Annotated in this window: 28 protein-coding genes and 1 tRNA gene; 13 read left to right on the top strand and 16 right to left on the bottom strand. The window is 69.0% G+C overall.

Annotated features, from left to right (window positions below):
- Entirely contained in the window at nt 1-618 is a 618-nt protein-coding gene (locus tag C4V41_RS16850) for a TetR/AcrR family transcriptional regulator (RefSeq protein WP_200824034.1), read from the bottom strand.
- Nucleotides 619-825: 207 nt separating this feature from the next.
- Here C4V41_RS16850 and C4V41_RS16845 point away from each other — a divergent pair, with 207 nt between their 5' ends.
- Complete coding sequence (locus tag C4V41_RS16845) at nt 826-1,305, top strand: flavin reductase family protein (protein ID WP_103956825.1); 480 nt, start codon at nt 826-828, stop codon at nt 1,303-1,305.
- Between the two features lie 520 nt (nt 1,306-1,825).
- On the opposite strand, the gene C4V41_RS60720 is transcribed toward C4V41_RS16845, so the two are convergent.
- Both C4V41_RS60720 and C4V41_RS16835 read right to left on the bottom strand, forming a co-directional pair.
- Entirely contained in the window at nt 1,826-2,194 is a 369-nt protein-coding gene (locus tag C4V41_RS60720) for a hypothetical protein (protein WP_146103681.1), read from the bottom strand.
- Nucleotides 2,195-2,376: 182 nt separating this feature from the next.
- On the bottom strand, nt 2,377-2,736 hold the full coding sequence (locus C4V41_RS16835; RefSeq protein ID WP_200824033.1) for a DUF2399 domain-containing protein: 360 nt from the start codon (nt 2,734-2,736) through the stop codon (nt 2,377-2,379).
- Between the two features lie 258 nt (nt 2,737-2,994).
- Here C4V41_RS16835 and C4V41_RS16830 point away from each other — a divergent pair, with 258 nt between their 5' ends.
- Complete coding sequence (locus tag C4V41_RS16830) at nt 2,995-3,309, top strand: hypothetical protein (protein ID WP_103956822.1); 315 nt, start codon at nt 2,995-2,997, stop codon at nt 3,307-3,309.
- A 174-nt stretch (nt 3,310-3,483) separates the two neighbouring features.
- Nucleotides 3,484-3,849: a hypothetical protein gene (locus C4V41_RS16825; protein WP_103956821.1), complete on the top strand. Its 366-nt coding sequence runs from the start codon at nt 3,484-3,486 to the stop codon at nt 3,847-3,849.
- Nucleotides 3,850-3,927: 78 nt separating this feature from the next.
- On the opposite strand, the gene C4V41_RS16820 is transcribed toward C4V41_RS16825, so the two are convergent.
- Both C4V41_RS16820 and C4V41_RS16815 read right to left on the bottom strand, forming a co-directional pair.
- Nucleotides 3,928-4,001, bottom strand: a tRNA-Pro gene (locus C4V41_RS16820).
- 66 nt (nt 4,002-4,067) lie between these two features.
- Nucleotides 4,068-4,931, bottom strand: a complete 864-nt coding sequence (locus C4V41_RS16815; RefSeq protein WP_103956820.1) for a metallophosphoesterase — start codon at nt 4,929-4,931, stop codon at nt 4,068-4,070.
- Between the two features lie 98 nt (nt 4,932-5,029).
- On the opposite strand from C4V41_RS16815, the gene C4V41_RS16810 reads away from it, so the two are divergent.
- Nucleotides 5,030-5,485 (top strand): GatB/YqeY domain-containing protein, encoded by a 456-nt coding sequence (locus C4V41_RS16810; protein ID WP_103956819.1) that lies wholly within the window; start codon nt 5,030-5,032, stop codon nt 5,483-5,485.
- A gap of 216 nt (nt 5,486-5,701) precedes the next feature.
- On the opposite strand, the gene C4V41_RS16805 is transcribed toward C4V41_RS16810, so the two are convergent.
- Entirely contained in the window at nt 5,702-7,981 is a 2,280-nt protein-coding gene (locus tag C4V41_RS16805; RefSeq protein WP_235030172.1) for a transglycosylase domain-containing protein, read from the bottom strand.
- Nucleotides 7,982-8,224: 243 nt separating this feature from the next.
- Here C4V41_RS16805 and C4V41_RS16800 point away from each other — a divergent pair, with 243 nt between their 5' ends.
- Nucleotides 8,225-8,521, top strand: coding sequence for a WhiB family transcriptional regulator (locus tag C4V41_RS16800; protein WP_090771382.1), 297 nt, complete (start codon nt 8,225-8,227; stop codon nt 8,519-8,521).
- A gap of 48 nt (nt 8,522-8,569) precedes the next feature.
- Here C4V41_RS16800 and C4V41_RS16795 read toward each other — a convergent pair whose 3' ends face one another.
- Together C4V41_RS16795 and C4V41_RS16790 are read right to left on the bottom strand one after the other, a co-directional pair.
- Nucleotides 8,570-9,697 (bottom strand): ArsA family ATPase, encoded by a 1,128-nt coding sequence (locus C4V41_RS16795; protein ID WP_103956817.1) that lies wholly within the window; start codon nt 9,695-9,697, stop codon nt 8,570-8,572.
- Nucleotides 9,694-10,686, bottom strand: a complete 993-nt coding sequence (locus C4V41_RS16790; protein ID WP_103956816.1) for an ArsA-related P-loop ATPase — start codon at nt 10,684-10,686, stop codon at nt 9,694-9,696. Before C4V41_RS16790 ends, C4V41_RS16795 begins: the two co-directional genes overlap by 4 nt.
- Nucleotides 10,687-10,813: 127 nt before the next feature.
- Here C4V41_RS16790 and C4V41_RS62980 point away from each other — a divergent pair, with 127 nt between their 5' ends.
- The 4 genes from C4V41_RS62980 to C4V41_RS16775 are packed head-to-tail and all read left to right on the top strand — an operon-like array spanning nt 10,814 to nt 13,061.
- Nucleotides 10,814-10,969, top strand: coding sequence for a DUF4177 domain-containing protein (locus C4V41_RS62980; RefSeq protein ID WP_148438127.1), 156 nt, complete (start codon nt 10,814-10,816; stop codon nt 10,967-10,969).
- On the top strand, nt 10,966-11,424 hold the full coding sequence (locus C4V41_RS16785; RefSeq protein WP_200824032.1) for a RidA family protein: 459 nt from the start codon (nt 10,966-10,968) through the stop codon (nt 11,422-11,424). The genes C4V41_RS62980 and C4V41_RS16785 overlap by 4 nt, the downstream gene beginning before the upstream one ends.
- Nucleotides 11,425-11,478: 54 nt before the next feature.
- Nucleotides 11,479-12,273: an NUDIX hydrolase gene (locus C4V41_RS16780; RefSeq protein WP_103957330.1), complete on the top strand. Its 795-nt coding sequence runs from the start codon at nt 11,479-11,481 to the stop codon at nt 12,271-12,273.
- On the top strand, nt 12,270-13,061 hold the full coding sequence (locus tag C4V41_RS16775; RefSeq protein WP_103956814.1) for an MBL fold metallo-hydrolase: 792 nt from the start codon (nt 12,270-12,272) through the stop codon (nt 13,059-13,061). The genes C4V41_RS16780 and C4V41_RS16775 overlap by 4 nt, the downstream gene beginning before the upstream one ends.
- Here C4V41_RS16775 and C4V41_RS16770 read toward each other — a convergent pair.
- Both C4V41_RS16770 and C4V41_RS16765 read right to left on the bottom strand, forming a co-directional pair.
- Entirely contained in the window at nt 13,043-13,723 is a 681-nt protein-coding gene (locus C4V41_RS16770) for a Crp/Fnr family transcriptional regulator (RefSeq protein WP_103956813.1), read from the bottom strand. The two genes, C4V41_RS16775 and C4V41_RS16770, sit on opposite strands and share 19 nt — an antisense overlap.
- A gap of 152 nt (nt 13,724-13,875) precedes the next feature.
- Nucleotides 13,876-14,340 (bottom strand): hypothetical protein, encoded by a 465-nt coding sequence (locus C4V41_RS16765; RefSeq protein WP_103956812.1) that lies wholly within the window; start codon nt 14,338-14,340, stop codon nt 13,876-13,878.
- 83 nt (nt 14,341-14,423) lie between these two features.
- On the opposite strand from C4V41_RS16765, the gene nth reads away from it, so the two are divergent.
- The gene (gene nth / locus C4V41_RS16760; protein WP_103956811.1) at nt 14,424-15,173 is read left to right on the top strand and encodes an endonuclease III; all 750 of its coding nucleotides are present in this window, start codon (nt 14,424-14,426) and stop codon (nt 15,171-15,173) included.
- A 40-nt stretch (nt 15,174-15,213) separates the two neighbouring features.
- Nucleotides 15,214-15,858: an NUDIX hydrolase gene (locus tag C4V41_RS16755; protein ID WP_103956810.1), complete on the top strand. Its 645-nt coding sequence runs from the start codon at nt 15,214-15,216 to the stop codon at nt 15,856-15,858.
- On the opposite strand, the gene C4V41_RS16750 is transcribed toward C4V41_RS16755, so the two are convergent.
- Nucleotides 15,855-16,379, bottom strand: a complete 525-nt coding sequence (locus C4V41_RS16750; RefSeq protein ID WP_235030170.1) for a HEAT repeat domain-containing protein — start codon at nt 16,377-16,379, stop codon at nt 15,855-15,857. The two genes, C4V41_RS16755 and C4V41_RS16750, sit on opposite strands and share 4 nt — an antisense overlap.
- Nucleotides 16,380-16,449: 70 nt before the next feature.
- Between C4V41_RS16750 and C4V41_RS16745 the strand changes: the two genes are divergently transcribed.
- Nucleotides 16,450-17,640 (top strand): MarP family serine protease, encoded by a 1,191-nt coding sequence (locus tag C4V41_RS16745; protein WP_103956809.1) that lies wholly within the window; start codon nt 16,450-16,452, stop codon nt 17,638-17,640.
- Here the strand turns inward: C4V41_RS16745 and C4V41_RS16740 are convergent.
- The 5 genes from C4V41_RS16740 to acs form a co-directional block, all read right to left on the bottom strand.
- Nucleotides 17,637-18,080 (bottom strand): DUF309 domain-containing protein, encoded by a 444-nt coding sequence (locus C4V41_RS16740; RefSeq protein ID WP_103956808.1) that lies wholly within the window; start codon nt 18,078-18,080, stop codon nt 17,637-17,639. The two genes, C4V41_RS16745 and C4V41_RS16740, sit on opposite strands and share 4 nt — an antisense overlap.
- Nucleotides 18,077-18,997: an alpha/beta fold hydrolase gene (locus C4V41_RS16735; RefSeq protein ID WP_103956807.1), complete on the bottom strand. Its 921-nt coding sequence runs from the start codon at nt 18,995-18,997 to the stop codon at nt 18,077-18,079. Before C4V41_RS16735 ends, C4V41_RS16740 begins: the two co-directional genes overlap by 4 nt.
- Nucleotides 18,987-19,427 carry a phage holin family protein gene (locus C4V41_RS16730; RefSeq protein WP_103956806.1) on the bottom strand — a complete coding sequence of 147 codons (441 nt, stop codon included), beginning with the start codon at nt 19,425-19,427 and terminating at the stop codon, nt 18,987-18,989. The genes C4V41_RS16735 and C4V41_RS16730 overlap by 11 nt, the downstream gene beginning before the upstream one ends.
- A 31-nt stretch (nt 19,428-19,458) precedes the next feature.
- Nucleotides 19,459-20,652, bottom strand: a complete 1,194-nt coding sequence (gene nhaA / locus C4V41_RS16725; protein ID WP_235030169.1) for a Na+/H+ antiporter NhaA — start codon at nt 20,650-20,652, stop codon at nt 19,459-19,461.
- 123 nt (nt 20,653-20,775) lie between these two features.
- A complete protein-coding gene (gene acs / locus C4V41_RS16720) occupies nt 20,776-22,749 on the bottom strand; it encodes an acetate--CoA ligase (protein ID WP_103956805.1) in 1,974 nt (657 codons plus the stop codon).
- Between the two features lie 399 nt (nt 22,750-23,148).
- On the opposite strand from acs, the gene C4V41_RS16715 reads away from it, so the two are divergent.
- On the top strand, nt 23,149-24,015 hold the full coding sequence (locus C4V41_RS16715; RefSeq protein ID WP_103956804.1) for a Fic family protein: 867 nt from the start codon (nt 23,149-23,151) through the stop codon (nt 24,013-24,015).
- The last annotated feature ends 1,080 nt before the right edge of the window (nt 24,016-25,095 follow it).

Raw genomic sequence — 25,095 nt, 5'->3', positions numbered from 1 at the left:
TCAGGAGGCGGGCTGGCGCAGCGCGGGGAGCATGACCGCGTCCACGAAGTCCACCAGCTGGCCCTTGTCGAGCGGGCGGCCGTCCAGCATCGGATGGACCAGGCTGACGGCGATCAGCAGATGCGCGCAGTAGGCGCGGGCGGGTGAGTCGGCCGGGATCTCACCGCGATCGACCGCCCGCTGCAGCACCCGTTCCATAGCCTCTTGCGCCGGCTTGGCGAACTGCTCCCGCATTGACTGCGCGAGCTGCGGGTCGCCCAGCGCGGCATGCGACAGCCCGGCCATCAGCTCATGCTCGACCGGCGCGATCGAGATCACGAGCCGAGCCATCTCCTGCAAATCTCCCCGCAGAGTGCCGGTGTCGACGTTCAACGCGTCGGGTGGCGGCTGGTGGTGCTTGAGCGCAGCCAGGACCAGGCCCGGCTTGCCGCCCCACTGCCGGTACAGAGTGGCCGTGCTGGATCTGGAGCGGGCCGCGACGGCCGGCATGGTGAGCGCCTCGTAGCCGACCTCGCGCAACAGCGCGAAGACGGCGCTGTACAGCTCCGCTTCCCGTTCGGCGGTCAAACGGGTGCGGCGGGCACCAGGGGCCTTCTCCGTGGCGTGCATCGACTCCATCCACAGCATCGAACAGAAACGAGTTTGTTTCGATCATAGGGCAGCTTTCGCCGCACCTCAACGCGCCAGGCCGGGACGGGCCCGCGCCGGGGTGCGCACAGCGCGCCGGCACCACCCATCGAAACGATTGCGTTTCGATAAAAGATCTCCTATTATCGAAACGAAGTAGTTTCGCTTCGACATGTCTGATGTCAAGGTGGTCAGCACATGATGGATTCCACGCAGCTCAGGCGAGCATTCGCCAGCTTCCCCAGCGGGGTGACGGCGGTCTGCACACTGGTCGATGCAGTGCCGGTAGGCATGGTCTGCAGCACCTTCACCGGCGTCTCTCTCGATCCGGCCCTGGTCTCGGTCTGCGTTCAGGCATCCTCGACGACCTGGCCGCTTCTGCGGCGGCAGTCGCGATTGGGGCTCAGTGTGCTGGCCGAGGACCAGGATCTGGCCTGCCGCCAACTGTCCCGCAAGAGCGGGGACCGTTTCGAGGGCCTTCGCTGGGAGAACGATGCGAGAGGCGGGGTGTTCCTGCCCGGGGCGGTCGCCTGGTTCAGTTGCTCACTCTATGAGGAGATGCCGGCAGGTGACCACGCCATCGCACTGCTGGAGATTCACGACCTGAGGTCCGTGGCGAGCGGTGCCCCACTGGTCTTTCACGGGAGCCGTTTCCGTCGACTCGAAGCAATTGCGTGATTCACCGCGCCAGTGGCGAACCGTCTCACATCCGAACCTGCGGCGCGCACCTTCCATCGACCCGGGCTCGCCCTGCCCTTTGACGCAGAATTCGCATCACCGGTCACACCTACCGAGCGCGGCCCCCTCCGCCTCAGCTCACCGTTCGCTCCACTCGGTATCGGAGGAGCTCCGCACGAATAGTCACATGCCGCTTGAACTGCATGGACGAATGTTTTCGGCAGGTGCGGCCGCGAGCACGACGAAGACGATGCTTCACAGAAGAGCGATCACGAGCGGATCTGTTCCGCGGAGGAGGAGCTCAGTTTGGCGGTCACCGTGAATGTCTTGCCGCAGCCGGCTTGGCTAATGGACGACGCGCGGAGACTGCACCTGAGAGGGGGTGCGGCGCGCCCCGCATACCCGCGGGTTCGCGCCGCTGCCCAAGCTGTGGATGGCCGAGCAGGTCTACGGCACGCTTGTGCCGGCGTGGCCGTACGGCTTGGCGATCTCGTCGATTGTCAGGTGTCCAGCAAGATTGTCAGGTGTCCAGCAAGTAGGAGTAGGTCGCCGAGGCAATGTATGGCAGCGCGGCAGGGCACTGCCTCGTGGATGTCTCTCCGGATTCCTTCCACGGGCCGTTGATCTTTGTCGACGTCGTGGCGCTCCCCTTGGTCTTGCAACGGATCACGACCCGGAAGGTGTGCACGTTCTTGCAGGTTGCTCTGCCGATGTCGATCTTTGGGGTCCGGTCGGCACTCGCACTGCATGTCACTGAATAGGTGGGCTTGGCCGCCGGAACGCTGCCCGCTGATGCGGAGCTGGGTGTGGAGCTGATCAGGGCGATTGAGCCCACCGTTGCAAGGCCGAGCGTGGTGGCCAAAGCAAGTGTCGGTGCCAGCTTTCGCATGCGATCTCCGTTCGTAGAATCTTGGACTCGATCTACACGGTGAGCAAAGCAGAAGCCGGTATACGCGCGGTATGTTCCTGCTGCTCAGCCTGGATTCACGGCGGTGAGACTCGAGGCGGGAGCCGCGAAGAGAAGTGAGGCGCCCTCCGAGTTGGTAGGACGTAGAGGCAATAGGTGGTCGTTCATCTGGTTCGCGTGAGTGCGGGGATGAGGCGTTCTTCCATGACCGCGCGGTCGGCGGCGCCCATCGCGTCGGCGAGGGTCTGGTCCCGGTGGCTGGCCGCGGGGCTGCCGGAGCGTGGGGTGGGTTCGCCCAGCTCCAGCCCCGAGGAGTAGTCGGCCGCCCCCATCCGCCAGGGAGTCGCGCCGTGCCGCAGTTGGGCAGAGGCGAGGATACGCAATCCGGTCCAGTCGACGTCCGGCACGATCTCGTACTCGACCTGCTGCTGGAGGGTAAGCCGGAACGGGATGCCGTGCGCGGCGGCGTCATCGGGCCAGCGTGACGACGGTGCCGGCGCGGGCCACCAGGACGGGACGCTCACCCCTCGCCGTACCCCACCTGATAGACGTACTTGGACCCGTTGCCCGGCCTGATTTGTTGCAGCACGAGCACCGGCTTGCCCGATGTGGTCAACGTGATCCCGCATCGGGCAGCCAAGGTCACATAGGACCTGAGCCGTGTTGACGCTGTCCGGCTCCATGATCCCGGTGTCCTTGGCGAGGTTGGGGCGCTGGGACGTCCGATCCAATGACGCGAACCGCGCTTGGGGATGCCCGCGTGCCCTGGCATGATCTCCCGCATGCTCGAAGAGAAGCTCGACGCGCTCTCGCGGATGATGGCCGAGCACATGGCCAACCCGTTCCCACCCGGCTTCCGCGGCCTGGACATCGAGGGCCGGGACATGGTGATGCTCGATGCGGACGCCTACAGCTACGCCGCAGGCGTCCTCGAAGGCCCGCTCAGCGAACAGCACCGCGCAGGCCTGACGCGGCTGACGTCGGTGTTCGAGAAGGTCCTCCCGGCGATTGACGACGAGTACGCGACCAAGTACTACACGCACGTGCGTGACATGGCCGGGCTGGCCGCCGAAATCGAGAGCCTGCACGGGAAGTAGTCCTCTAACAGGGAATATTCGGCGGGGTGGTTGGATGTGCCGTGACGTCCGATACGACCGCTCCTCAACCCGGCGAACCTGCGCGGTCAAAACATGAGGTGTGCGCTCGCTGCCGCTACGCGTCGGGCCGATGGCGCCCAAGATGATCAAGCGGTGTTCCTGCGCTGAAACGCCTTGCCGGGCAACACCGGAGAAGGTCACGAGCCAGCTTCCACTCAGTTCGAGAGGATCAGGGGTCTCAACAGCGAGGCTGCACTGGTCGCCGCTCGTATCACCTTGGTCGGCTCATTGTTCTTGCAGAGCCGCTGCCATGATCTGTGGTCGTTCTACGAGGCCGCCTACAAGGACATGCTGTCCGGGGATCCTGCGTTGAACGACGCCGACTGGACGAAGGATCTGTACGGGCAGGCGTACTACGCCTTGCTGGACAACATTCGAGAGGAGTTGGGCACACCCGTGAAGGTCATGACGCGCGAGTCGGAGATGTGGGACTCCCTGGGACCTCGCAGTCGTACAGGCAGGCAACCCCGGAAGGTGTAGTCACGCAGTTGGTCACTCAAGAGACGAGTAAGGCCGCTTCCGATCTTCGGAAGCGGCCTTCTACCTGATACTTCTGGGTCGGGGTGGCGGGATTTGAACCCACGGCCTCTTCGTCCCGAACGAAGCGCGCTGCCAAGCTGCGCTACACCCCGGTGCACGCCTTCGTCGTGCGCGTGCTTGGAAAGTCTAGCGGACTTCCTAGGTGCTTGTGACCGCCTTTATCTCCGGGGAACCAGGGTCAGCAGCGTCGCCTCCGGGAAGCAGGCGAAGCGGACCGGCGCGTAGGGAGAGGTGCCGAGGCCGGCCGAGACGTGCAGCCAGGCTCCGTCGTGGCGGCTCAGGCCCTTGACGCGGGCCCGGTCGATGCCGCAGTTGGTGACCAGGGCGCCGTAGAACGGGATGCAGAGCTGGCCCCCGTGCGTGTGGCCGGCCAGCAGGAGCTGGTAGCCGTCGGCGGCGAAGCGGGTCATGTTGCGGGGCTCCGGCGAGTGCATGACGCCCAGCCGGAGGTCGGCCTCCGCCGGGGCCGGGCCCGCCACCAGGTCGTAGCGGTCGCGGGAGATGTGGGAGTCGTGGATGCCGGCCACCGCCACGTCGAGGTCGCCGACCTTGATGCGGGCCGTGGTGTTGTTCATGTCGAGCCAGCCTTCGGCCGCCATGCCCGCGCCCAGCTCCTCCCACGGCAGTGAGGGGATGTGCTGGCGGCGATCGTTCTTGGAGGTGCGCCACAGGTAGCGGGCCGGGTTTTTCGGCTTCGGGGCGTAGAGGTCGTTGGAGCCGTAGACGAACAGGCCGGGCCGGGAGAGCAGGGGCTCCAGGGCGTGCAGGAGCGAGGGCACGGCGTCCGGGTGCGCGATCGAGTCGCCGGTGTTGACGACGAGGTCGGGCTCCAGGTCGCCCAGCGAGCGGACCCAGTTGATCAGCATCGTCCTGCCCGGCGTCAGGTGCAGGTCGGACAGGTGCAGGATGCGGATCGGGCGCTGGTGGGGCGCCAGTACGGGGACGTCGAAGCGGCGCAGCCGGAACCAGTTCCGCTCCACCACAGAGGCGTAACCCAGCCCGGCAAGGCCGAGACCGAGCATGGACAGGGGTACCGCGACGGCTTTCCTCACGTATTCATGATGCCCGAGATCCGGCGCGAGGCGACCGGGTAGTCCGCGCAGGCGGCAAGATGGACCGCATGAGCGCATTGAAGGACAAGCTGAAGGCCGATCTGACGGCCTCGCTGAAGAGCCGTGACGAGGTACGCCTCCGTACCGTCCGGATGGCCCTGGCGGCGGTGAACGTCGAGGAGGTCGCCGGCAAGCAGGCCAGGGAGCTGAGCGATGACGAGATCATCAAGGTCCTGACCAAGGAGGCCAAGAAGCGGCGCGAGGCGGCGGAGGCGTTCGGCAACGCGGGCCGGGCCGAGCAGGCGCAGGCGGAGCTGGACGAGCAGGCGGTGCTGGAGGAATACCTGCCCGCGCAGCTCTCCGACGAGGAGCTGGCCGAGCTGGTCGCCGCCGCCATCGCCGAGACCGGCGCCGCCGGGCCGCAGGCCATGGGGCAGGTCATGAAGGTCGTCAACCCGAAGGTGGCGGGCAGGGCCGAGGGCGGCCGGGTCGCCGCGGCCGTACGCGCCAAGCTGGCCGGTTAGACCGCCTGCTTCAAGGCTGTACGCGCCGAGCCGGCCGCCTGGACAGGGCCACCGCGCGGCCAGACGAGGCCGTGAGGCCGTGGGACGCGCCAGGGGGCGCTAGGACGCCCTCTGAGACCTCCTGCGCCCCTCGAAGGCCATCGAAGGCCCTCGAAGGCCATCGAGGCGCCAGAGGGCGATCACAGGGCCTCCTCTCCGATCACACGGACGGAGGCCCTAGCCGGCCGGCGTGATCGGGCCGATCTCGCCGGCGCCACCGCGCCCGCGCCCGTTGCCGGGACCGTCGCCGCCGTCATCGGGGCCACCGCCCCGGCCGTCCGGCGGCTCGAAGATGTCGAACGGGTCGCCGTCGTCGCCACCGCGCCCCGGCCCCTCCTCGTCGTCCTTCTTCTTGGGCGGCTTGGGCGCGCAGTTGTCCGAGCAGCCGCCGAACCGCGAGCGGTCCACCGGATTGAAGCTCGTCGGCTCGATCCCCTTCAGCGCGCGGAGCATGGAGTCCTTCCACACCCGGCCGGAGATCGACGCGCCGTACACGTACGGGTAGTAGGTGCCCCCGATCTTCACCCCGATCAGCTTGTGCGCCGAGGTGCCGCGCGGGTCGCCCAGGCTGACCGCCGAGGACAGGTTGGGCGTGTAGCCGGCGAACCACGCCGACATGTAGTTGTCGGTCGTGCCCGTCTTGCCGGCCGCGTCACGCCCGATGCCGCCGACCTCCTGCATCGTGCCCTTGGTGAACACACCGGACAGGATGCCGCTGACCGCGTCGGCGACCTCCTCCTCCATCACCTGGGAGCACTTCGGTTTGTACTGCTTGGCCTTGCCGTTCCTGTCCTCGATCTCGGTGATGGCCAGCGGCTTGCAGTATTGGCCGCGCGAGGCGAAGACCGCGTACGAGCTGGCGATCGTGATGGGGTCGACCTCGTTGACCCCGAGCGTGAACGTCTCGACCTCCGACAGCTTCCCGCCGTCGGCCCGCTTGACGCCGAGCTTCTTGGCCATCTTGACCGTGTCGCAGAGCCCGACCTTCTCCTGCAGCTTGATGAAGAACGTGTTCACCGAGCCCCAGGTGCCGCTCTCCAGGGTCTTGAAGCCGCCGCCGCCCTCGCTGGAGTTGCGCACGGTGTGCGACGGGTCGCCGACGTTCTGGTTCTTGCAGTTCTTGAACGAGCCGTAGCCGCTGGCGGTGTAGCCGGCGGGGGCGGGGAAGCCGTCGCCGTACTTCAGGCCCTCCTCCAGTGCCGCGGCCAGCGTGTAGACCTTGGCCGTCGAGCCCTGCTGGAACCCGCGACCGCCACCGTGCGCCGCGTCGGCCACGATGTTGTAGCTCATCTCGTTCTTCTTCTTGCTCTGGCCGAACTTCCGCGAGGCGGCCATCGCCTTGATCTCGCCGGTGCCGGGGACGACCATGGCCTGCGAGGCCACGGGCTTGTCCTTGGTGCTCACATACTTCTTGATCGCCTTTTCGGCGGCCGCCTGCATCTTGGTGTCGAGCGTGGTCTTGATCTTCAGGCCGCCGCGCTGGAGCAGCTTCCTGCGCTCGTCCTGGTTCTTGCCGAAGTCCTCGTTGTTGAGGATCTCGTACTGGACGTAGAGGCAGAAGTACGGATATTTGCTGGCTTCGCAGCCGCCGGGCACCTTGGTGTCCTTGTAGCCCAGTTTCTTCGCCTTGGCCGCGGCGGCCTCTTCCGACGTGATCATCTTCAGCTCGGCCATCCGGTCCAGCACGATGTTGCGCCGCTCCAGCAGCCGCGCGCGGGACTCGGGGCCGACGTTGGGGTCGGTCCTGGCCGGGTTCTGGACGGCGCCGGCGAGCGTGGCGGCCTCGGAAAGGTTGAGCTTCGAGGCCGGCTTGTTGAAGAAGCGCTTCGAGGCGGCCTGGATGCCGTGCGCGCCCGCGCCGAAGTAGGCGATGTTGAGATATTTCTCAAGAATCTGGTTCTTGCTGTACTTCTTCTCGATCGCCATGGCGTAGCGCAGCTCGCTCAGCTTGCGGGAGATCGTCGGCGCGATGGCCGCCGCCTGCGCCTCCCGCGTCTCGGCCTTGTTGACCAGAACCTGCTTGACGTACTGCTGGGTGATCGACGATCCACCCTGCATCACGCCGCCGCTCGTCAGATTCTTGGCGAGCGCTCTGGCCGTTCCTTCCACATCGATCGGCCCGTGCTGGTAGAAACGGAAGTCCTCGATCGCGATCAGCGCCGTCTGCATGATCGGGGCCACCTGGTCAAGGGTGACGGACTGCCGGTTCTCGAAGTAGAACATGGCGATCTGCTTGTTGTCGGCGTCGAACAGCTCGGTGCGTTCGGGCAGAGGAGGTTCGTCCAGGTTTTCGGGCTTGAGGTTGAGCCCCTCGACCGCGCTCCTGGTGGACATCCCCGCTCCGCCGACAGCCGGCAGGGCCACGGCGGCCGCCAGCACCCCGGCCGCCGCTCCCGCGATGATGAGGCGCAGGACGTTGAGGACGGGGTTGGAGCGATCTTTGCGCTGGGCTTGCACGCTACCAAGAGTACGTCGAAAGACTGACCTAATCGGTAGCACGACACCATTTCGCCTTGACTGACGGGGGTGACTAGTCATTCCCGGTCAAGAGCGCGGCGAGAAATTGGTCCTCTGGGGTCTGTCGGCCCGAACGTCTAGTTGCGTACGTTCTCCTCTGCGGCAACTGAATACGGAGGCTCGGCGCCCGCGCCCGTCGGCCCCAAATGACGACTGACCACCTAAGGGGAGTGGGGTCGAACAATGTGGATCACGGATTGGACCTCCCGTGCCGCCTGTAAGGGTGCGGATCCGGATGCCCTGTTCGTGCAGGGCGCCGCGCAGAACAGGGCCAAGCTCATCTGCCGGGGTTGCCCGGTCCGTACTGAATGCCTCGCTGATGCGCTGGACAATCGCATCGAGTTCGGGGTGTGGGGCGGTATGACTGAACGGGAACGGCGTGCGCTGCTTCGACGGCGACCTGACGTGGACTCGTGGCGTGACCTGCTCGAGTCGGCCAAAGAAGAGTACGAACGAACCAATGAGCTGATCGCGGGCTGATCCAAGCCCGGCGACCGCGTACGGCCGGCGCCGCCGCCGGCCGTACTTTCATGCGCTCGCCAGCAGGTCCCCGATCTGCCGCAGACCTGTCAGATCGTGAACGTCCTCGGACATGGCGCGAACCTGCACCACGGGAACCGTGGGGTGGGCCGAGACGAAATGCTCCTGCTCGCGGCTCTCACGGGCCGCGAGTTGCATTCTGCCGGCGTGCAGCCGCAGCACGGCGGCGGTGAGCTCGTGCTCGCCCCTCGACTCCAAATCCTCCGCGGCGGCGGCGCTGCGGGCTGCCGAGAGCGCCGGCGCGGGCGACTCGTGCACCCGGTTGACCACCAGACCCGCCAGCGGCATGCGCTCTTCGGCGAGCCGCTCGACGAAGTAGGAGGCCTCCCGCATCGCGTCGCGCTCGGGCGCGGCGACCACCACGAAGGCCGTGCCAGGCGCCTGCAGCAGCCGGTACGTCATCTCGGCCCGCTGCCTGAACCCGCCGAACACGGCGTCCAGCGCGGACACGAACGTCTGCAGATCCTTGATCACCTGTGCGCCCAGCAGCTTGGTCATCGCCCCGGCCATCAGGCCGAACCCGGCGTTGAGCAGCCGGAACGCGCTGCGCCCTCCCGCCTTGGCGGGCGCCGTCAGCATCCGGATGAACCGGCCGTCGAGGAAGCGCCCGAGCCGCTCGGGAGCGTCGAGGAAGTCGAGCGCCGAGCGTGAGGGCGGTGTGTCCACGATGATCAGGTCCCACTCGTCCGAGCGGCGGAGCTGGCCCAGTTTCTCCATGGCCATGTACTCCTGAGTGCCGGAGAAGCTGGAGGAAAGGGACTGGTAGAAGGGGTTCGACAGGATCTGGCGGGCCCGCTCGGGATCGGCGTGCGCCTCGATGATCTCGTCGAACGTGCGCTTCATGTCGAGCATCATCGCGTAGAGCTGGCCGTCGCCCTCGGGCGAGCTGACCAGACGCGGCGTGTTGTCCAGCTCACTCAGCCCCATCGACTGGGCCAGGCGGCGCGCGGGATCGACGGTCAGCACGACCGCGCACCTGCCGCGCTCGGCGGCCCGCAGCCCCAGCGCCGCCGCGGTCGTGGTCTTGCCCACGCCGCCGGCGCCGCAGCAGACGATGATCCGGGTGCCGCGGTCGTCGAGGATCGCGTCGATGTCGAGTCTGGCGGGCTTCTTCACGCTGCTCCCTGGGTGCGCATGCTCTCCGCGAGCTCGTACAGGCCGGCCAGGTCGACGCCGTCGGCCAGCAGCGGCAGCTCGTATCTCGTCAGTCCGGCGCCGGCCAGCGTCTCGCGCTCGGCGCGCTCCAGCTCCGTGCGGTGGGCGTGCTCGACGACCTCCCGCGCGAGCGCCTCGGCCAGCGTCGTGGCCTGCGCGCCGTCGGCGACGCCCGCCGCCTTGAGACCCAGCATGAGCTCCGTCGGATCGAATCGGTCCTTGACAGCCGTGTCAAGAGCGGCCTGGGGGAGCAGTGATTCGCGCACCATGTTGATGAAAATTCCGCCTGCGGGAAGCCCGGCCGAACGCAATTCGGCGATGCCGTCGAGCGTCTCCTGGACCGGCATCTCCTCCAGCAGGGTGACGAAGTGCACCGCGGTCTCGGGGGACTTCACGACCCCGCTGACCAGCTCGGAGTGGTTCTTGATGGGCCCGACCCTGGCCAGCCCGGCGACCTCGTTGGTGACGTTCAGGAAGCGCGAGATGCGGCCGGTGGGCGGCGCGTCGAGCACCACCGCGTCGTAGACCCGGCGGCCGTTCTTGCCGCGCCTGCGTACGGCCTCGGTGGTCTTGCCCGTGACGAGCACGTCGCGAAAGCCGGGGGCCACCGTGGTGGCGAAGTCGACGACGCCCATCTTGGTCAGCGCCCGGCCCGCCCTGCGCATCCCGTAGAACATCTCCATGTACTCGAGCATGGCGTCCTCGGGATCGATGGCGAGCGCGTAGACGTCGCCGCCCGACGGCGCCACCGCGATCTTGCGCTCCTCGTAGGGGAGCGGCGGCCTGTCGAAGATCTGCGCGATGCCCTGCCGTCCCTCGACCTCGACGAGCAGCACCTTTCGGCCGCCCGAGGCGAGGGCCAGAGCGAGGGCGGCGGCGACGGTCGTCTTGCCGGTGCCGCCTTTGCCGGTGACGACGTGCAGCCTTACGTCTGCCCAGTCCGAGTCCACGTTTCGAGGCTACCGAACGGTCACTTGCCGTATGCCGAGGACCGTCCTTTGAGATTGCTCACACTCTGGCGTGCCGCGTTCAGCGGTGCGCCACGGGCTGCGGCTCGCAGCGCCTACGCTGAGGCCCATGAAGAAATGGGAGTACCTCACGGCCCCTGTGCTGATCCACAACACCAAGATGATTCTCGACAACTTCGGCGCCGACGGCTGGGAGCTGGTCCAGATCGTCCAGGGTGCCACGCCCGAGCAGCTCGTCGCCTACTTCAAGCGGGAGAAGCAGTGACGCCCGAGCAGCGGATCGAGGAGCTGGGGTTCACGCTGCCCCAGCCGGTGGCCCCGCTGGCCGCCTATGTGCCCACCGTGCGCACCGGCGACCTGGTCTACACCTCGGGCCAGGTGCCGATGCTGGAGGGCAAGCTGCACCAGACCGGCAAGCTCGGCGTCGACCTGGGCACCGACGAGGGCAAGGCGCAGGCGCGCATCTGCGTGCTCAACGCCCTGGCGGCGCTGAAGGCCGAGCTGGGCGAGCTGTCGAGGGTGCGGCGGATCGTCAAGGTCGTCGTCTTCGTCGCCAGCGCTCCCGACTTCATCGAGCAGCCGCAGGTGGCCAACGGCGCCAGCGACCTGCTCGCCGAGGTGTTCGGTGACCAGGGCAAGCACGCGCGCAGCGCCGTGGGCGTCGCCGCCCTGCCGCTGGACGCGCCCGTGGAAGTGGAGCTGATCGCCGAAGTCGGCTGAAGGCGCATATGTCACCATGACCGAGTGATGTTCTAGGGAGGTCATGTGACCGGATTGCCGCTTCCAGCCGAGCTCGCCGCGCGGGCGCGGGAGGTCAACGCCGGACTGGTCGCGCCCGTGCCCGCGCGGGACGCCGCCACCGTCGTTCTCCTCCGCCCTGGGCCTGAGGTCTACCTGCTCAGGCGCAAGGCCACGATGGCCTTCGCGGCGGGCGCGTACGTGTTCCCCGGCGGGTCTGTAGACGTGCGCGACACCGACCAGGCCGTCGCCTGGGCCGGGCCGTCCCCGGCCGAGTGGGGCACGGTCTTCGGCGCCGGCGAACGCCTCGCGCGCGGGCTGGTCTGCGCCGCCGTGCGCGAGACGTTCGAGGAGTCCGGCGTGCTCCTGGCGGGCCCAGGACCCGGCTCGGTGGTGGCCGACACGACCGGCGACGACTGGGAGTCCGACCGGCTGGCGCTGATCGACCGGAGCCTGGGGTTCGCCGACTTCCTCGCCCGGCGCGGCCTGGTGCTCCGCTCCGACCTGCTCAAGCCGTGGGCCCACTGGATCACGCCCGAGATCGAGCTGAAGCGCTTCGACACCCGGTTCTTCGCCGCCGTGCTGCCCGACGGCCAGCGCACCCGTGACGTGGGCGGGGAGGCCGACCAGGTGGTCTGGACGCGGCCGGGCGAGGCGGTGGAGCAGGCGCACCGGGGGGAGATCTTCCTCATGCCGCCGACGTACCGTACGTTGAGCGAGTTGTCGGCGTACGACAGCGTTCCCGACGTCCTGGCGGCGCACCGCGAGATCGTCACCATCATGCCGAGGGCCGTGGAGATCGAGGGCGAGATGCGGCTGGTGAACACGTGAGCGGCCTGCACATCCCGATCGGCACGCCGGACGGCTCGCGTACGCCGCACGCCGAGAACCTGCTCGCACCCAACCCGTCCGCGATGACCCTCGACGGCACCAACACGTGGGTGATCGGCGCCGGCGACGAGGTGGTGGTCGTCGACCCGGGCCCCGAGGACGAGTCGCACCTGCGGCGCGTACGGGATCACCTCGGAGAGCGCCGCGTCACCCAGATCCTGCTCACCCACGGACATTTCGACCACAGCGGCGGCGCCAAGCGCTTCGCCGCGATGGTGAACGCCCCCGTACGGGCCCTGGACCCGCGCCACAGGCTCGGAGACGAGGGGCTGGACGACGGTGACGTGGTGACCGTCGCAGGGCTGGAGATCCACGTCTACGGCACGCCGGGCCACTCGTTCGACTCGCTGTGCTTCTGGCTGCCGCAGGACCGCGCCATGCTGACCGGCGACACGGTGCTCGGCAGGGGCACCACGATCATCGCCCGCGACGGCGGACTGGCCGACTATCTGCGCAGCCTCGACCGGCTCAGGGCGGCGGCCGAGGGACTGCGCGCGCAGGCGCTGCTGCCGGGCCACGGCCCGGTGCTGCCCGACCCGATCGGCGCGCTCGACGGCTATATCGCGCACCGGCGCGAGCGGCTCGACCAGATCAGGGCGGCGCGCGAGCAGGGCGCGCGCACGCCGCGCGAGATCGTCAAGATCGTGTACGCCGACGTCGACCGCTCACTCTGGCCGGCCGCCGAGATGTCGGTGCTCGCCCAGCTCGACTATCTCGACCGGTTGTAGAGCCGGTCCATGTCGAGGATGACCACGGCCTTGGCCTCGATCCGCAGCCAGCCACGCTGGGCGAAGTCGGCCAGCGCCTTGTTGACCGTCTCCCGCGAGGCGCCGACGAGCTGCGCGAGCTCCTCCTGGGTCAGGTCGTGGTGCACCCGCAGGCCGTCCTCGATCCGGACGCCGAAGCGCTCGGCCAGGTCGAGGAGCTGCTTGGCCACGCGCCCAGGCACGTCGGTGAAGACCAGGTCGGCCAGCACGTCGTTGGTGCGGCGCAGGCGCTGCGCGAGCGCGCGCAGCAGGTGGAGCGCCACCTCGGGCCGGCCGGTCAGCCAGGGCCGCAGGTCGTCGTGGCCGAGGCCGGCCAGCCGCACCTCGGTCAGCGCCGTGGCCGTGGCCGTGCGCGGCCGCGGATCGAACAGCGACAACTCGCCGAACATCTCGCTCGGCCCCAGCACGCTCAGCAGGTTTTCGCGCCCGTCGGGCGAGGTGCGGGAGAGCTTGATCTTGCCCTCCAGCACCACGTAGAGCCGGTCGCCGGTCTCATTCTCGTGGAAGAGCGTCTGCCCCTTGGACAGCTGGACCTCGGTGATGCTCGTACGCAGCGCCGCTGCGCTCTCGCGGTCCAGCGCGGCGAACAGGGGGGCCTTGCCCAGCACATCTTCGGTGTTCACTCTGCCTCCTCTGCTGCCATTGTGACTCACCCCACTCCGGGCGGCACACACAGGTTATGGGAATGCCGGAGTGTTCTGGGCTTGCCCAGGCACGTTGGGGTGCGTCGGAAAGGTACCGGACGCTCAGCGTCGTGCCGTGACCGGCACCGCGATCAGCCCGCCCTGCGGGCCGTTCCGGACAGCAGATCGTCCACCGAGGCCATCGCCGAGGCCACGGACTGGCCGAGCAGAATTCTGAGCACGTCCACGGCTCTCGGACGGGCGGCGGTGTCGGCGCGGCGGCACTCCTCGACCGCGATCCGCAGCGCGGGCGGCAGGACGCGGACGTCGCCGTCCTCGGCCCCGGTCGCCGCGAAGACCACCAGGTCGGCCCAGGCTCGCACGTCCTCAGCCGCGGCCCCCGCACCCTGGGTCGTGGCGGTCTGCCAGCCGATGAGCACCTGGCCCCGGGTGCCGAGCGCCACGCTCTCGTGGCTGAGCCGCAGCCCGGCGGTGCCGCGCGCGTGCAGCTTGGCCATGGCGGCCACGCAGCTCACGGCGAGCCGGTGCAGGGCCTGGCCGTGCAGCGGCCCTCCCTGGCGGATGAAGTCCCCCAGCCTCGCGCCTTGATCGCCCATGGCTCTCCCCTTCCACGCGCCAGGTTGTACGCAGCGGGGCCATCCTGGGTTCAACCGTTCCCAAGAGCTTCTACTCTTGCGGCATGGCGACGAACGCGGCGGGGCGCAAGCCCGAGACGAACGCGGCGGGGCGCAAGCCGGAGACCCAGCTCGCGCTGGTGCGGCGCGCGCGCAAGATGAACCGCATCCTCGCGGAGACCTACCCGGACGCCCACTGCGAGCTCGACTTCGACAACCCACTTGAGCTGCTGGTCGCGACCATCCTCTCCGCCCAGTGCACGGACAAGCGGGTCAACATGGTGACCCCCATCCTCTTCGCGAAATATCCGGCCGTGGAAGACTACGCCGCCGCGGACCGTACCGAGATGGAAGAGATCATCCGCTCGACCGGCTTCTTCCGCGCGAAGACCAACAGCATCATCGGCATGGCCCAGTCGGTGTGCGAGCGCTTCGGCGGCGAGGTGCCCGGCAAGCTGAAAGACCTGGTCACGCTGCCCGGCGTGGGCCGCAAGACGGCCAACGTGGTGCTGGGCAACGCCTTCGGCGTGCCGGGGCTGACCGTCGACACCCACTTCCAGCGGCTCGTACGCCGCTTCGGCTGGACCGAGGAGACCGACCCGGTCAAGATCGAGCACATCGTGGCCGAGCTGCTGCCCAAACGCGAGTGGACGATCTTCTCGCACCGGGTGATCTGGCACGGCCGCCGCATCTGCCACGCCCGTCGGCCCGCGTGCGGCGTGTGCCCGCTGGCCGCGCTCTGCCCCTCCTACGGCACCGGCCCGACCACCTCCGCCGAGGCCACCAAGCTCGTCAGATCCGGCCCCTTCTCCTGATCCGGGGAAGTCATCCGCGCCCCGGCGTGTTGGAGGATGCGTGACCCAAGTGCCCGACTGGCTTGAGAGACTGGCGGCGAGAGCACAGCGGATCCGAGTGCCCCGAGCCCTTCGGCCACCCGCCGGGCGCGGGCGCGCCGCCGCGGTGCTGATGCTGTTCGGCGAGGGTGCCGGCGGCCCTGACGTGCTGCTCATCCAGCGCAGCACGCGCGGGCGCAGGCACGCGGGCCAGCCGGCCTTCCCGGGCGGCGGCGTCGACCCCGAGGACGACGGGCCGATCGAGGCCGCCCTGCGGGAGACCGAGGAGGAGACCGGGGCCGACCCCGGCGGGGTGCACGTGCTGGGCACGATGCCGGAGCTCTACCTGACCCACAGCGACAACCGGGTCACGCCCGTGATCGCCTGGTGGCGTGAGCCGTCGGCGGTGCACGCGGCCTCGCCCGACGAGGTCGACTCGGTCGAGCGGGTGCCGCTCGCCGAGCTGGTCGACCCGGCCAACCGGGTCACGCTGCGGCATCCCCGTGGCACGGCGGGGCCGGCGTTCCGGGTGCGCGGGATGCTGGTGTGGGGGTTCACGGCGATGGTGCTGGACACGGTGCTGCGCGAGGGCGGCCTCGAACGGCCGTGGGATCCCGCGCGGATGGAGGATCTGCCACCCGACGCGGTCAACCTGGCGGCCCGCTAGAGCGCGGATCTGAGCGAGACGCCGAGCGAGGCCCAGCCGGCCACGTCGGCGTCGCTGTCGGCCGCCAGCGTGCGCAGCGTCTCCAGGCCGGCCCGGTCCGGGGGCTCGCCGAGCACGTGCTGGAGGGCGTACGCGGCGCCGTACCGGACTCTCGCGTCGTAGTGGCGGGCCAGATCGATCACCGACGGCAGCGAGCGCGGGTCCGCGAGATGCCCGAACGCGATCAGCACCGAGTAGAGCACCATGGCGTCGTCCTCGCTGGCCGCCAGATAGCGCAGCACGGGCAGGGTGCGGTCCACGAACGGCCGGAGCATGCCCATGATGTCCACGCCCAGCAGACGCTCCTCGACGGTGTCGGCGGCGCACAGCCGCCGTGCCTCGATGAAGGACTCCAGGTCGCCCCGCTGGCGCAGCAGAGAGATCACGTGCCAGCGCAGCGGGCCGTCAGCGTCCGTGTCGCGCAGAGCTGCCTGGATGAGCTCGCGCACTGTCCCCTCGACCGGCGGCATACCGATCAACATAGCCAGCAGGGTGACGCCGTCCTGATCGAAGACGTGCACACTTGACCGTATCGCTGGTTACCTTTGAAGCGTGCGCGGTGATCTGCTTGACCTCATCTTGATCGGCCTCGTGATCGCCTTCGGCATCTCGGGTTACCGGCAGGGCTTCATCATCGGGGCGATGAGCTTCGTGGGGTTCGTGGGCGGTGCCGTGCTGGGCGTCTTCATCGCGCCCCCGATCTCCAAGGCGGTCGTCGACGGCGACACGCCGCAGGCCCTGCTCGCCATCGTGGTCGTGTTCCTGTCGGCCACCATCGGCCAGTTCGCCTCATCGACGCTCGGCGCCGTCGTGCGCAGCCACGTCACGTGGGAGCCCGCCAAGGTGGCCGACGCGATCGGTGGCACGTTCGCCAGCGCGCTGTCGGTGCTGGTCATCGCCTGGCTGATCGGCTCGCTGATCGTGTCCACGGCGTTCACCCCGCTGGTCGATCAGGTCAAGAACTCCGCGCTGCTGACCACGGTCGACGACGCCATCCCGCAGGCCGCGCGCAACTGGCAGGCGCCGTTCAAGAAGTTCATCGACCGCTCGGAGTTCCCGCCGGTCTTCGACGCCATCGGCACCGGCACGCTCATCGACGTGCCGCCGCCCGACCAGAGCGTGCTGCAGGGCGCCAAGCTGAGCCGGGCGCGCCGGGCGATCGTCAAGGTCCGGGGCAACGCCGAGAGCTGCAACAAGCAGATCGAGGGCACCGGCTTCGTCTACGCCCCCGGCCGGATTATGACCAACGCCCACGTGGTCGCGGGCGTCACCCGCGAGCTGCAGGTCATCGACTCCACCAACACCCGCCACGCCGCCACGGTCGTGCGCTACAACCCGCGCCGCGACATCGCCATCCTCTACGTGCCGGGGCTCAACCTGCCGGAGCTGACCTTCGACCGCGAGGCCGAGCGCGGCGACAACGCGATCATCGCCGGCTTCCCCAAGGGCAAGGGCTTCACCGCCGAGCCGGCCAGGATCGGCGGCCGGCTCGACGCCGAGGGCCCCGACATCTACCGCGCCAACCAGGTCAGGCGCCAGGTCTACGCGATCCGCGGCCAGGTGCTGCCCGGCAACTCCGGCGGGCCGCTGCTCACGGTGGACGGCCGCGTCTTCGGCGTGATCTTCGCCGCGGCGGTCAACGAGGAGCAGACCGGCTACGTGCTGACGGCCGATGAGGTCGCTCCCGACGCCTCCGCCGGGCGCACCGACACCTCGCCGGCCAGCACGCAGGAGTGCGACTAACCGGGCAGTTTGTCCAGGATGAGCGCGATGGCCTCCTCGGGGTCGCTGTCCTGGGTCAGGCCGGAGGCGGCCTTGCCGACCGGGTCGTAGGCGCCGCCGTACGACTGCGCCCTGGCCGCTCCCCGGCTGAAGAGGGTCACCGCCCCGCGCCCGTTGCCGCGCTGCAGGTGGGTCAGCCCGACGCAGATCTGCGCCAGGCCCTGCCACAGCTCGCGCTCGTCCTCGGGCGCGCATTTCCAGCGGCCCTCGAACACCTCGTGCGCGTTGAACGGCAGGCCCTCCTCAAGGAAGCGGCGGCCGTCGGCCAGGGCCTCCTCGGTGGTGGGGGCGTATTCGTCGGGCACCCTCGGCAGGCCGGGGGTGCCGTAGGGGAGGGGGCGGCCGTACGCGTCGCGCGGTCTGGCGTTGCGCGGGCGGCCCTCGGGGTCGCGGTCTCTCATCGGTCGGGCTCCGGATCGTTCAGCCAGCCGAGCAGCTCGGTGTCGAACACGTCGGGAATCTCCTCATGGGGGAAGTGGCCTGCTCCTTCGAACAGTCGCCACCGGTAGGGAGCCGCCACGTAGCGGCTCGAACCCTGCGCGGTGCGGGGCAGGACCCTGGGGTCGAGCGCGCCGTGCAGGTGCAGTGTGGGTGCCTCGACCTCGGTGCGCATGGCCCTGGCGAAGCGCCGGCCGTCGGGGCGGAGCTGGGAGCGGCCGAACCAGCGGTGATATTCCAGCGCGCAGTGCGCCACGGCCGGGATCCTGAACGCCTCCCGGTAGGTCCGCGACTCCTCCTGCTCCGGCCAGCCGGGCCGGGACCACTCGGTCAGCAGCCTGCCCACCAGGGCCGCGTCGTGTCGCCTGAGCCGATGCTCCGGCAGCAGCGGAATCTGGAACCCCAGCGCCTGGCCGCTGGCCTTGAGCTGCCCGAACGGGTCGGTCAGCAGCGCGTTGCGCAGCCGCAGGGGATGCGGGGCCGACACGGCGACCAGCCGGCGCACGCATTTGGGATCGAGTACGGCCATCGTCCAGGCCAGCAGCCCGCCCCAGTCGTGCCCGACCACGATCGCCCCGGTCTCGCCCAGCGCCCTGATCAGCCCCGTCGCGTCGGCGGCCAGCGTGGGCAGGTCGTAGCCGCGCGGCGGCTTGTCGCTGCCGCCGTAGCCGCGCAGGTCGACCGCCACCGCTCGGTAGCCGGCCGCGGGCAGCGAGGCGAGCTGGTGCCGCCAGGTCCACCAGAACTGCGGAAAACCGTGCAGCAGCAGGACGAGCGGTCCCTCGCCCGCCTCCACGACGTGGAAGCGGGTGCCGCCGGCGTGCACCGCGCGGTGCGTCCAGGGCCCCTCGATCTGGACGTACGCCTCGTCAGGTGCCATCGCGGGTCACCGGCTCGCGATCCGGGTTGAGCGCGGGCAGCGCCTGGTCGTCAGGCGTGGCGATCTCCTTGAGATCCTTGATCGACCTGGCGGTGCGCTTCATCCCGGCCAGCCCCTTGAGCCGGCGGATCCCGATGAACACCAGCAGACCCGCGACCAGCAGGTAGAACACGGTCACGATGAGGAAGGCCAGCCAGTTGGGCAGCCACTGGGCCAGCGCGTACGCGATCGTGAACGAGGCGAGGATCAGGCACAGGTGCGCCATGAAGGCGGCGGCGGCGAACAACCCGCCCGCCATGCCGACCCGCTTGGCGTCGAACCTGAACTCGGCCTTGGCCAGCTCGATCTCCGAGCGGACCAGGGACGAGATGTGACTGCTCGCCTGGGCGACCAGCGAGCCCAGGGATTCTTCCTCGGGAGTCTGCGGCATGAACGTCTCCTATCGAGGCCTGGTGGCCGTGTCAAACATCATCCAGCGCAATGCGACGCTTGCGTACCCGTATGTGAAGCAGCACCGCCGCCAGGACCGACGCGACGAGGCTGGCCGCGAGGATCCCGGTGGTGACGGCTTCGGCCCGCTGCCGGTCGTCGCCGTACGCCAGGTCGCCGATCAGCAGTGACACCGTGAACCCGACCCCGGCCAGCAACGACACCGCCGCCATGTCACGCCAGTGCAGCTCCTCGGACAGTCTCGCCAGGCCGAGCCGTACAGACAGCCAGGCACCACCGAACACGCCGAGGAACTTCCCAAGTACGAGTCCCGCTATCACTCCCAGAACTACCCGATCGGAAAAGATAGCGCCCAGGCTCGGCCCGTCGAGTTTCACCCCCGCCGACAGGAACGCGAACACCGGCACCGCCAGGCCCGCCGAGACCGGCCGCAGGTAGTGGTCGGCCGCCTCGGAGGGCGAGCGCTCCTCGCCGCCCGCCGGATGCACCCTGGTCAGCAGGCCGAGCGCCACGCCCGCCACGGTGGCGTGCACGCCGCTGAGCTCGACGGCCCACCAGGCGGCCACGGCGAGCGGCACGAGCAGCCATGGCGTGGTGGTGACACACTTGCGCTGCAGCAGGCCGTACGCGCCGATGAGGGCCGCGCCGGTCAGCAGCGCCACCACGTTCAGGTGGTCGGTGTAGAAGGCCGCGATGATCGTGATGGCGCCGAGGTCGTCCACGACCGCGCAGGTCAGCAGGAACGCGCGCAGGGCGGCGGGCATCGCGGAGGCCGTCACGGCGAGCACGGCCAGCGCGAACGCGATGTCGGTCGCCGTCGGGATCGCCCAGCCGGCGGCGGCGTCGCGCGCGCCCCGGCTCACCGCGAGGTAGACGAGGGCGGGCACCACCATTCCGGACAAAGAGGCGATGATCGGGAGGGCGGCCTTGCGGAGGTTCGCCAGCTCGCCGTGGACGAACTCCTCCTTGACCTCCACTCCCGCCACGAAGAAGAAGATCGTCAGCAGGCCGTTCTGGGCCCACTCGATCAGTTCCAGCGGGCCGAGCCGGGTCTCGCGGATCGCGTCGTAGGTCTCGAGGGAGATGTTCGCCCAGATCAGGGCGGCGAAGGTGGCGACGAGCATGATGACGCCGCCGATGGTCTCGGTGCGCAGGGCTTCGGCGAGCGCGCGGGCGTAGCGGCCGCCTGGCTTGTCAGTGCGCAACGGGGCTCCCTTGGTCGACGTGCTGCTTCGTTCCGCCGACCAGACTTCCCGGCACACCTGAGGTTCATCGTACCCAGCGCCCTATGCCCCGATTTATTGGGGCATAGGGCGCTTTGGGGTTTTCTAGTCCTCCGACTTCGCGGAGGGGAGCTTCTCCGAGATCAGGTCCATCACCGTGCTGTCGGCCAGCGTGGTGACGTCGCCGACGCTGCGGTTCTCCGCCACGTCGCGCAGGAGGCGGCGCATGATCTTGCCCGAGCGGGTCTTGGGCAGCTCGGGGACCACGAGGATCTGGCGCGGCTTGGCGATCGGGCCGAGCGTCTTGGCCACATGATTACGCAGCTCGGTGCCGATGTCGGCGCTCTCCTCGGCCGTGCCGCGCAGGATCACGAACGACACGATGGCCTGGCCGGTCACCGGGTCGGTCGCGCCCACGACGGCCGCCTCGGCCACCTTCGGGTGGCTGACCAGCGCGCTCTCCACCTCGGTGGTGGAGATGTTGTGGCCGGAGACCAGCATGACGTCGTCCACGCGGCCGAGCAGCCACAGGTCGCCGTCCTCGTCCCTCTTGGCGCCGTCGCCGGGGAAGTACATTCCCTCGAAACGGCTCCAGTACGTGTCGATGTAGCGCTGGTCGTCGCCCCAGATCGTGCGGAGCATCGACGGCCACGGCTCGCGTACGACGAGGAACCCGCCACCGCCGTTCGGCACGCTGTTGCCCTGGTCGTCGACCACGTCGGCGTCGATGCCCGGCAGCGGCCGCATCGCGGCGCCCGGCTTGCCCTCGGTCACGCCCGGGAGCGGGCTGATCATGATGGCGCCGGTCTCCGTCTGCCACCAGGTGTCGACGACGGGGCAGCGGTTGTCGCCGATGTGCTCGCGGTACCAGACGTACGCCTCCGGGTTGATCGGCTCGCCGACCGAGCCCAGGATGCGCAGGCTGGACATGTCGAACTTGGCGGGGATGTCGTCGCCCCACTTCATGAACGTCCGGATGGCCGTGGGGGCCGTGTAGAGGATCGTGATCTTGTACTTCTGCACGATCTCCCAGAACCGGCCGCGGTGCGGGGTGTCCGGGGTGCCCTCGTAGATGACGCTGGTGGCGCCGTTGGCGAGGGGGCCGTACACGATGTAGCTGTGGCCGGTCACCCAGCCGATGTCGGCCGTGCACCAGTAGATGTCGGTCTCGGGCTTGAGGTCGAAGACCGCGTGATGTGTGTACGCCGTCTGCGTCAGGTAGCCGCCTGTGGTGTGCAGGATGCCCTTCGGCTTACCGGTGGTGCCGCTGGTGTAGAGGATGTAGAGAGGGTCCTCGGCGCCGTGCGGCTCGGCGGTGTGCTGGTCGCTCTGGCGCTCGACCACGTCGTGCCACCAGACGTCCTTGCCGTTGGTCTCGACCTCCTGGCCGGTACGCCGTACGACGAGGACGTGCTCGACCTGCGGGCACTCGGCGACGGCCTCGTCCACGGTCGGCTTGAGCGCGGACGGCTTGCCCCTGCGGTAGCCGCCGTCGGCGGTGATGACCAGCTTGGCGTCGGCGTCGTCGATGCGGCTCTTCAGCGCGCTGGCCGAGAACCCGCCGAACACCACCGAGTGGACCGCGCCGATGCGGGCGCAGGCCAGCATCGCGATCGGCAGCTCGGGGATCATCGGCATGTAGATCGCCACGCGGTCGCCCTTGCCGACGCCGAGCTCCTGGAGGGCGTTGGCGGCCTTGCCGACCTCGTTCTTCAGGTCGCTGTAGGTCAGGGTGCGGGTGTCGCCCTCCGGCTCGCCCTCCCAGTGGTAGGCGACCTTGTCACCGCGTCCCTCTTCGACGTGGCGGTCGACGCAGTTGTAGGCGACGTTGAGCTCGCCGCCGACGAACCACTTGGCGAAGGGAGGGTTCCACTCGAGTGTGGTGTCCCATCGCTTGGCCCAGCTCAGCCGCTCGGCGGCGTGCTCCCAGAAGGCGAGACGGTCCGCGGCGGCCTCGGCATATGCGGCCGAGGTCACGTTCGCGGCCGCGGCCAGGGCGGCCGGCGGCGCGAACCGGCGGTTCTCCTGTAGCAGGTTGGACAGCGCCTGGGGCTCGTTGCCAGGGGTCTCCGGGGCCACCTCGTGCTCCTTCTATGGCCAGGTTGGATAGGTCGTGTCCCACTTCACCAGCTCACGGCCTCCGCACACAAGAGGTCTAGACAGGTCTGTACCGACTGGCGGGTTTATCTGGCCGCATGACAAATGCTATTGAAATGTTGTCATCCTGAAATCAGGAGAATACGCGACGCGGGTTTATGGGCCCCCTTCGGGGGTGCGTGTTGGTGAGACTTTCTCCATGTACGGTTCTCGCGCGGTTCGGCCTCGTACGCTCGGGCTGTGCGTCCGGTCACCGCGCTTTCCTCTCGTACCGCTGCGCTCTTGGGCCCCATGCGGCGCGCCTCTCGCATCCGCCGGTCACTTCCTGTCACTTCTTGTCATGCTCGGTTCTTGCGCTACCCGCGGGTAAGGTCAGGTTCCGTGAGTGACCCATTGGCCGTCATCGCCCAGTTCCCCGGCGTCCCGGAGGCGGTGGAGGAGGCCCGGCAGGCCGTCGACAGGCTCTACCGGCACCGCGTCCTGCGCCGGGCCAGCCCGGCGGTGTCCACGGAGTCGTCCCTGCGGGGCGCTCGGGCGTCGGCCGCCCTCGAAGGCGTCGACGTGTCGCTGGACGCGCTGCGGCGGGACGAGATCCACGATCCGGTGGTGCAGGGGGCGTTGCGGGCTTCGGCGGAGCTGGGGCGGCTGGGCTCGACCTGGCGGAAGGCGCCCAGGCAGGTGCTGGCGCGGCTGCACGCGGTGGCGGCGGCCGGCCTCACACCGGCTGAGGGGCTGGGACGGCCGCGGGGCTTCTCTGACCTGCCCTCCTCGGACGCGCCTGGCCCAGACCTGCCCTCCTCTGGCGCGCCTGGTACGGACCTGCCCCCTCCCGTCGCGCCCGCTTCGGACCCTCTAAGCCTCCTCCTGGGCCCTGCCCCTCTCGCGGCCGATGCCGCGGCGCGTGTGGACGGCCTGCTCACCCTGCTGGACCAGCCCACGAAAGCGCCCGCGATAGTCCTGGCCGCCATCGTCCACGCCGAGTTGGCCGTCCTGCGCCCGTTCGGCTCAGCGGACGGGATCGTCGCACGCTCCGCCGAGCGGCTGACACTGGTGGAGTACGGCCTGGATCCGAAGTCGCTGGTGGCGGTGGAAGTGGGGCACCTGGAGCTGCCGTACGCCGAAGCCCTGGGGGCGTACCTGAGCGGGTCACCGGAGGGCGTCGCCCGCTGGGTACAACACTGTGCCTCCGCGGTAACCCTCGGCGTACGCGAGACGACCGCGATCTGTGAAGCCATGCAGAGGGGCTGACGCGATCACGCGCTGAAGGGAACCGACTCGGCAGAGTGGCGGCCCGGAGGGCTTGGAGGGGTGCGGACATAGCTGACGGCGTCTCAATCAAGAGACGCCGTCCGCCGGTGCATCACACCGGGTTACCAAGCGTGCACCTCTATCCGTCGGAGCGGGTCAAGCCCGTCTCGACGCGCCTCCCGCGGCTGGTCGCGCGTGGGTGCCCGGTTGATGCACCCGGACAAGTGGTCCGTGTCACCTTTCTACGACGGATCCGCCCTGATGGGAACCCCTCAGACCAAGACCTTTACCTGTCCATGACGGAGTGCCTGGCGTGTATGGGTACTGGGTCTCGCTCTACTCGGTTACCAAGCTGTGATGATTACGGAGGGTGATCGCCTTTATGTGATCGTTATGGGGTGGCGAAAAAACTTGGCGAAAATGCGAGATTGCTCCTCGACGAAACTCGAGTCGATCGGGCAGCATACGGTGGTATCGCCCGAATCCGGAGCGACCTTGCACGGGATTGCTTTGCAAGTCCCTTGCCAGGCTCCGGTCTAGTGATGAAAGCTTTCTTCTGAAACGGGACCGGCTCTACCCCCCCGGAGCCGGACCGATCAGGCGACCCCCGCTCTCCCCCCCGGCGGGGGTCGCCCCTTTTCCCCACCCTGCCCCGCTACGCCGCAGGGCTTCAGCCCCGGCTACGCCGCAGGCTCGGCTACGCCATCGGCCCCCGCTACGCCATCGGCCCCCGCTACGCCGCAGGCTCGGCTACGCCCCCGGTCCCAGCCCCGGTCACGCCACCGGCCCTGGCCCATCCAGCCGCCGGCCTCTTCCACGACCCGGCCCCGCCAACTCTGGCCCACCATCGGCACCAGCCTTGCCACCGGCCCCAGTTCCAGCTTCAGACCCGGCCCGCCCTGCCATCGACCTCCGCCTCGATTCGGCCCGCCACCAGCCCCTGCGCCGCCACCTCCTGGCTCGCCCTCGGCTCCGGCCCAGGTCCCGGCCCTGGCCCGTCGAAGACGGGACTCGCCCTGGGATCGCACCCTCGCCGCGCGCCAGCCCCGCCCCATGAGCCCCGCCCCAGCCGAACGAACA

The sequence above is a fragment of the Nonomuraea solani genome (genome assembly GCF_900108335.1).
Classification (GTDB): Bacteria; Actinomycetota; Actinomycetes; order Streptosporangiales; family Streptosporangiaceae; genus Nonomuraea; species Nonomuraea solani.
Note: the sequence above shows the minus strand (reverse complement) of the source record. Positions and strands in the feature narration are given on the sequence as shown.

Coding starts and splice junctions, on each gene's coding strand:
- C4V41_RS16735 (WP_103956807.1), bottom strand. CDS start 18,997: ATGGCACCTGACGAGGCGTACGTCCAGATCGAGGGGCCCTGGACGCAC.
- C4V41_RS16750 (WP_235030170.1), bottom strand. CDS start 16,379: ATGTTGATCGGTATGCCGCCGGTCGAGGGGACAGTGCGCGAGCTCATC.
- C4V41_RS16765 (WP_103956812.1), bottom strand. CDS start 14,340: ATGGGCGATCAAGGCGCGAGGCTGGGGGACTTCATCCGCCAGGGAGGG.
- nth (WP_103956811.1), top strand. CDS start 14,424: ATGGCGACGAACGCGGCGGGGCGCAAGCCCGAGACGAACGCGGCGGGG.
- C4V41_RS16850 (WP_200824034.1), bottom strand. CDS start 618: ATGGAGTCGATGCACGCCACGGAGAAGGCCCCTGGTGCCCGCCGCACC.
- C4V41_RS62980 (WP_148438127.1), top strand. CDS start 10,814: ATGAAGAAATGGGAGTACCTCACGGCCCCTGTGCTGATCCACAACACC.
- C4V41_RS60720 (WP_146103681.1), bottom strand. CDS start 2,194: ATGCGAAAGCTGGCACCGACACTTGCTTTGGCCACCACGCTCGGCCTT.
- C4V41_RS16800 (WP_090771382.1), top strand. CDS start 8,225: ATGTGGATCACGGATTGGACCTCCCGTGCCGCCTGTAAGGGTGCGGAT.
- C4V41_RS16730 (WP_103956806.1), bottom strand. CDS start 19,427: ATGCCGCAGACTCCCGAGGAAGAATCCCTGGGCTCGCTGGTCGCCCAG.
- C4V41_RS16740 (WP_103956808.1), bottom strand. CDS start 18,080: ATGAGAGACCGCGACCCCGAGGGCCGCCCGCGCAACGCCAGACCGCGC.
- C4V41_RS16810 (WP_103956819.1), top strand. CDS start 5,030: ATGAGCGCATTGAAGGACAAGCTGAAGGCCGATCTGACGGCCTCGCTG.
- C4V41_RS16830 (WP_103956822.1), top strand. CDS start 2,995: ATGCTCGAAGAGAAGCTCGACGCGCTCTCGCGGATGATGGCCGAGCAC.
- C4V41_RS16845 (WP_103956825.1), top strand. CDS start 826: ATGATGGATTCCACGCAGCTCAGGCGAGCATTCGCCAGCTTCCCCAGC.
- C4V41_RS16815 (WP_103956820.1), bottom strand. CDS start 4,931: ATGCTCGGTCTCGGCCTTGCCGGGCTGGGTTACGCCTCTGTGGTGGAG.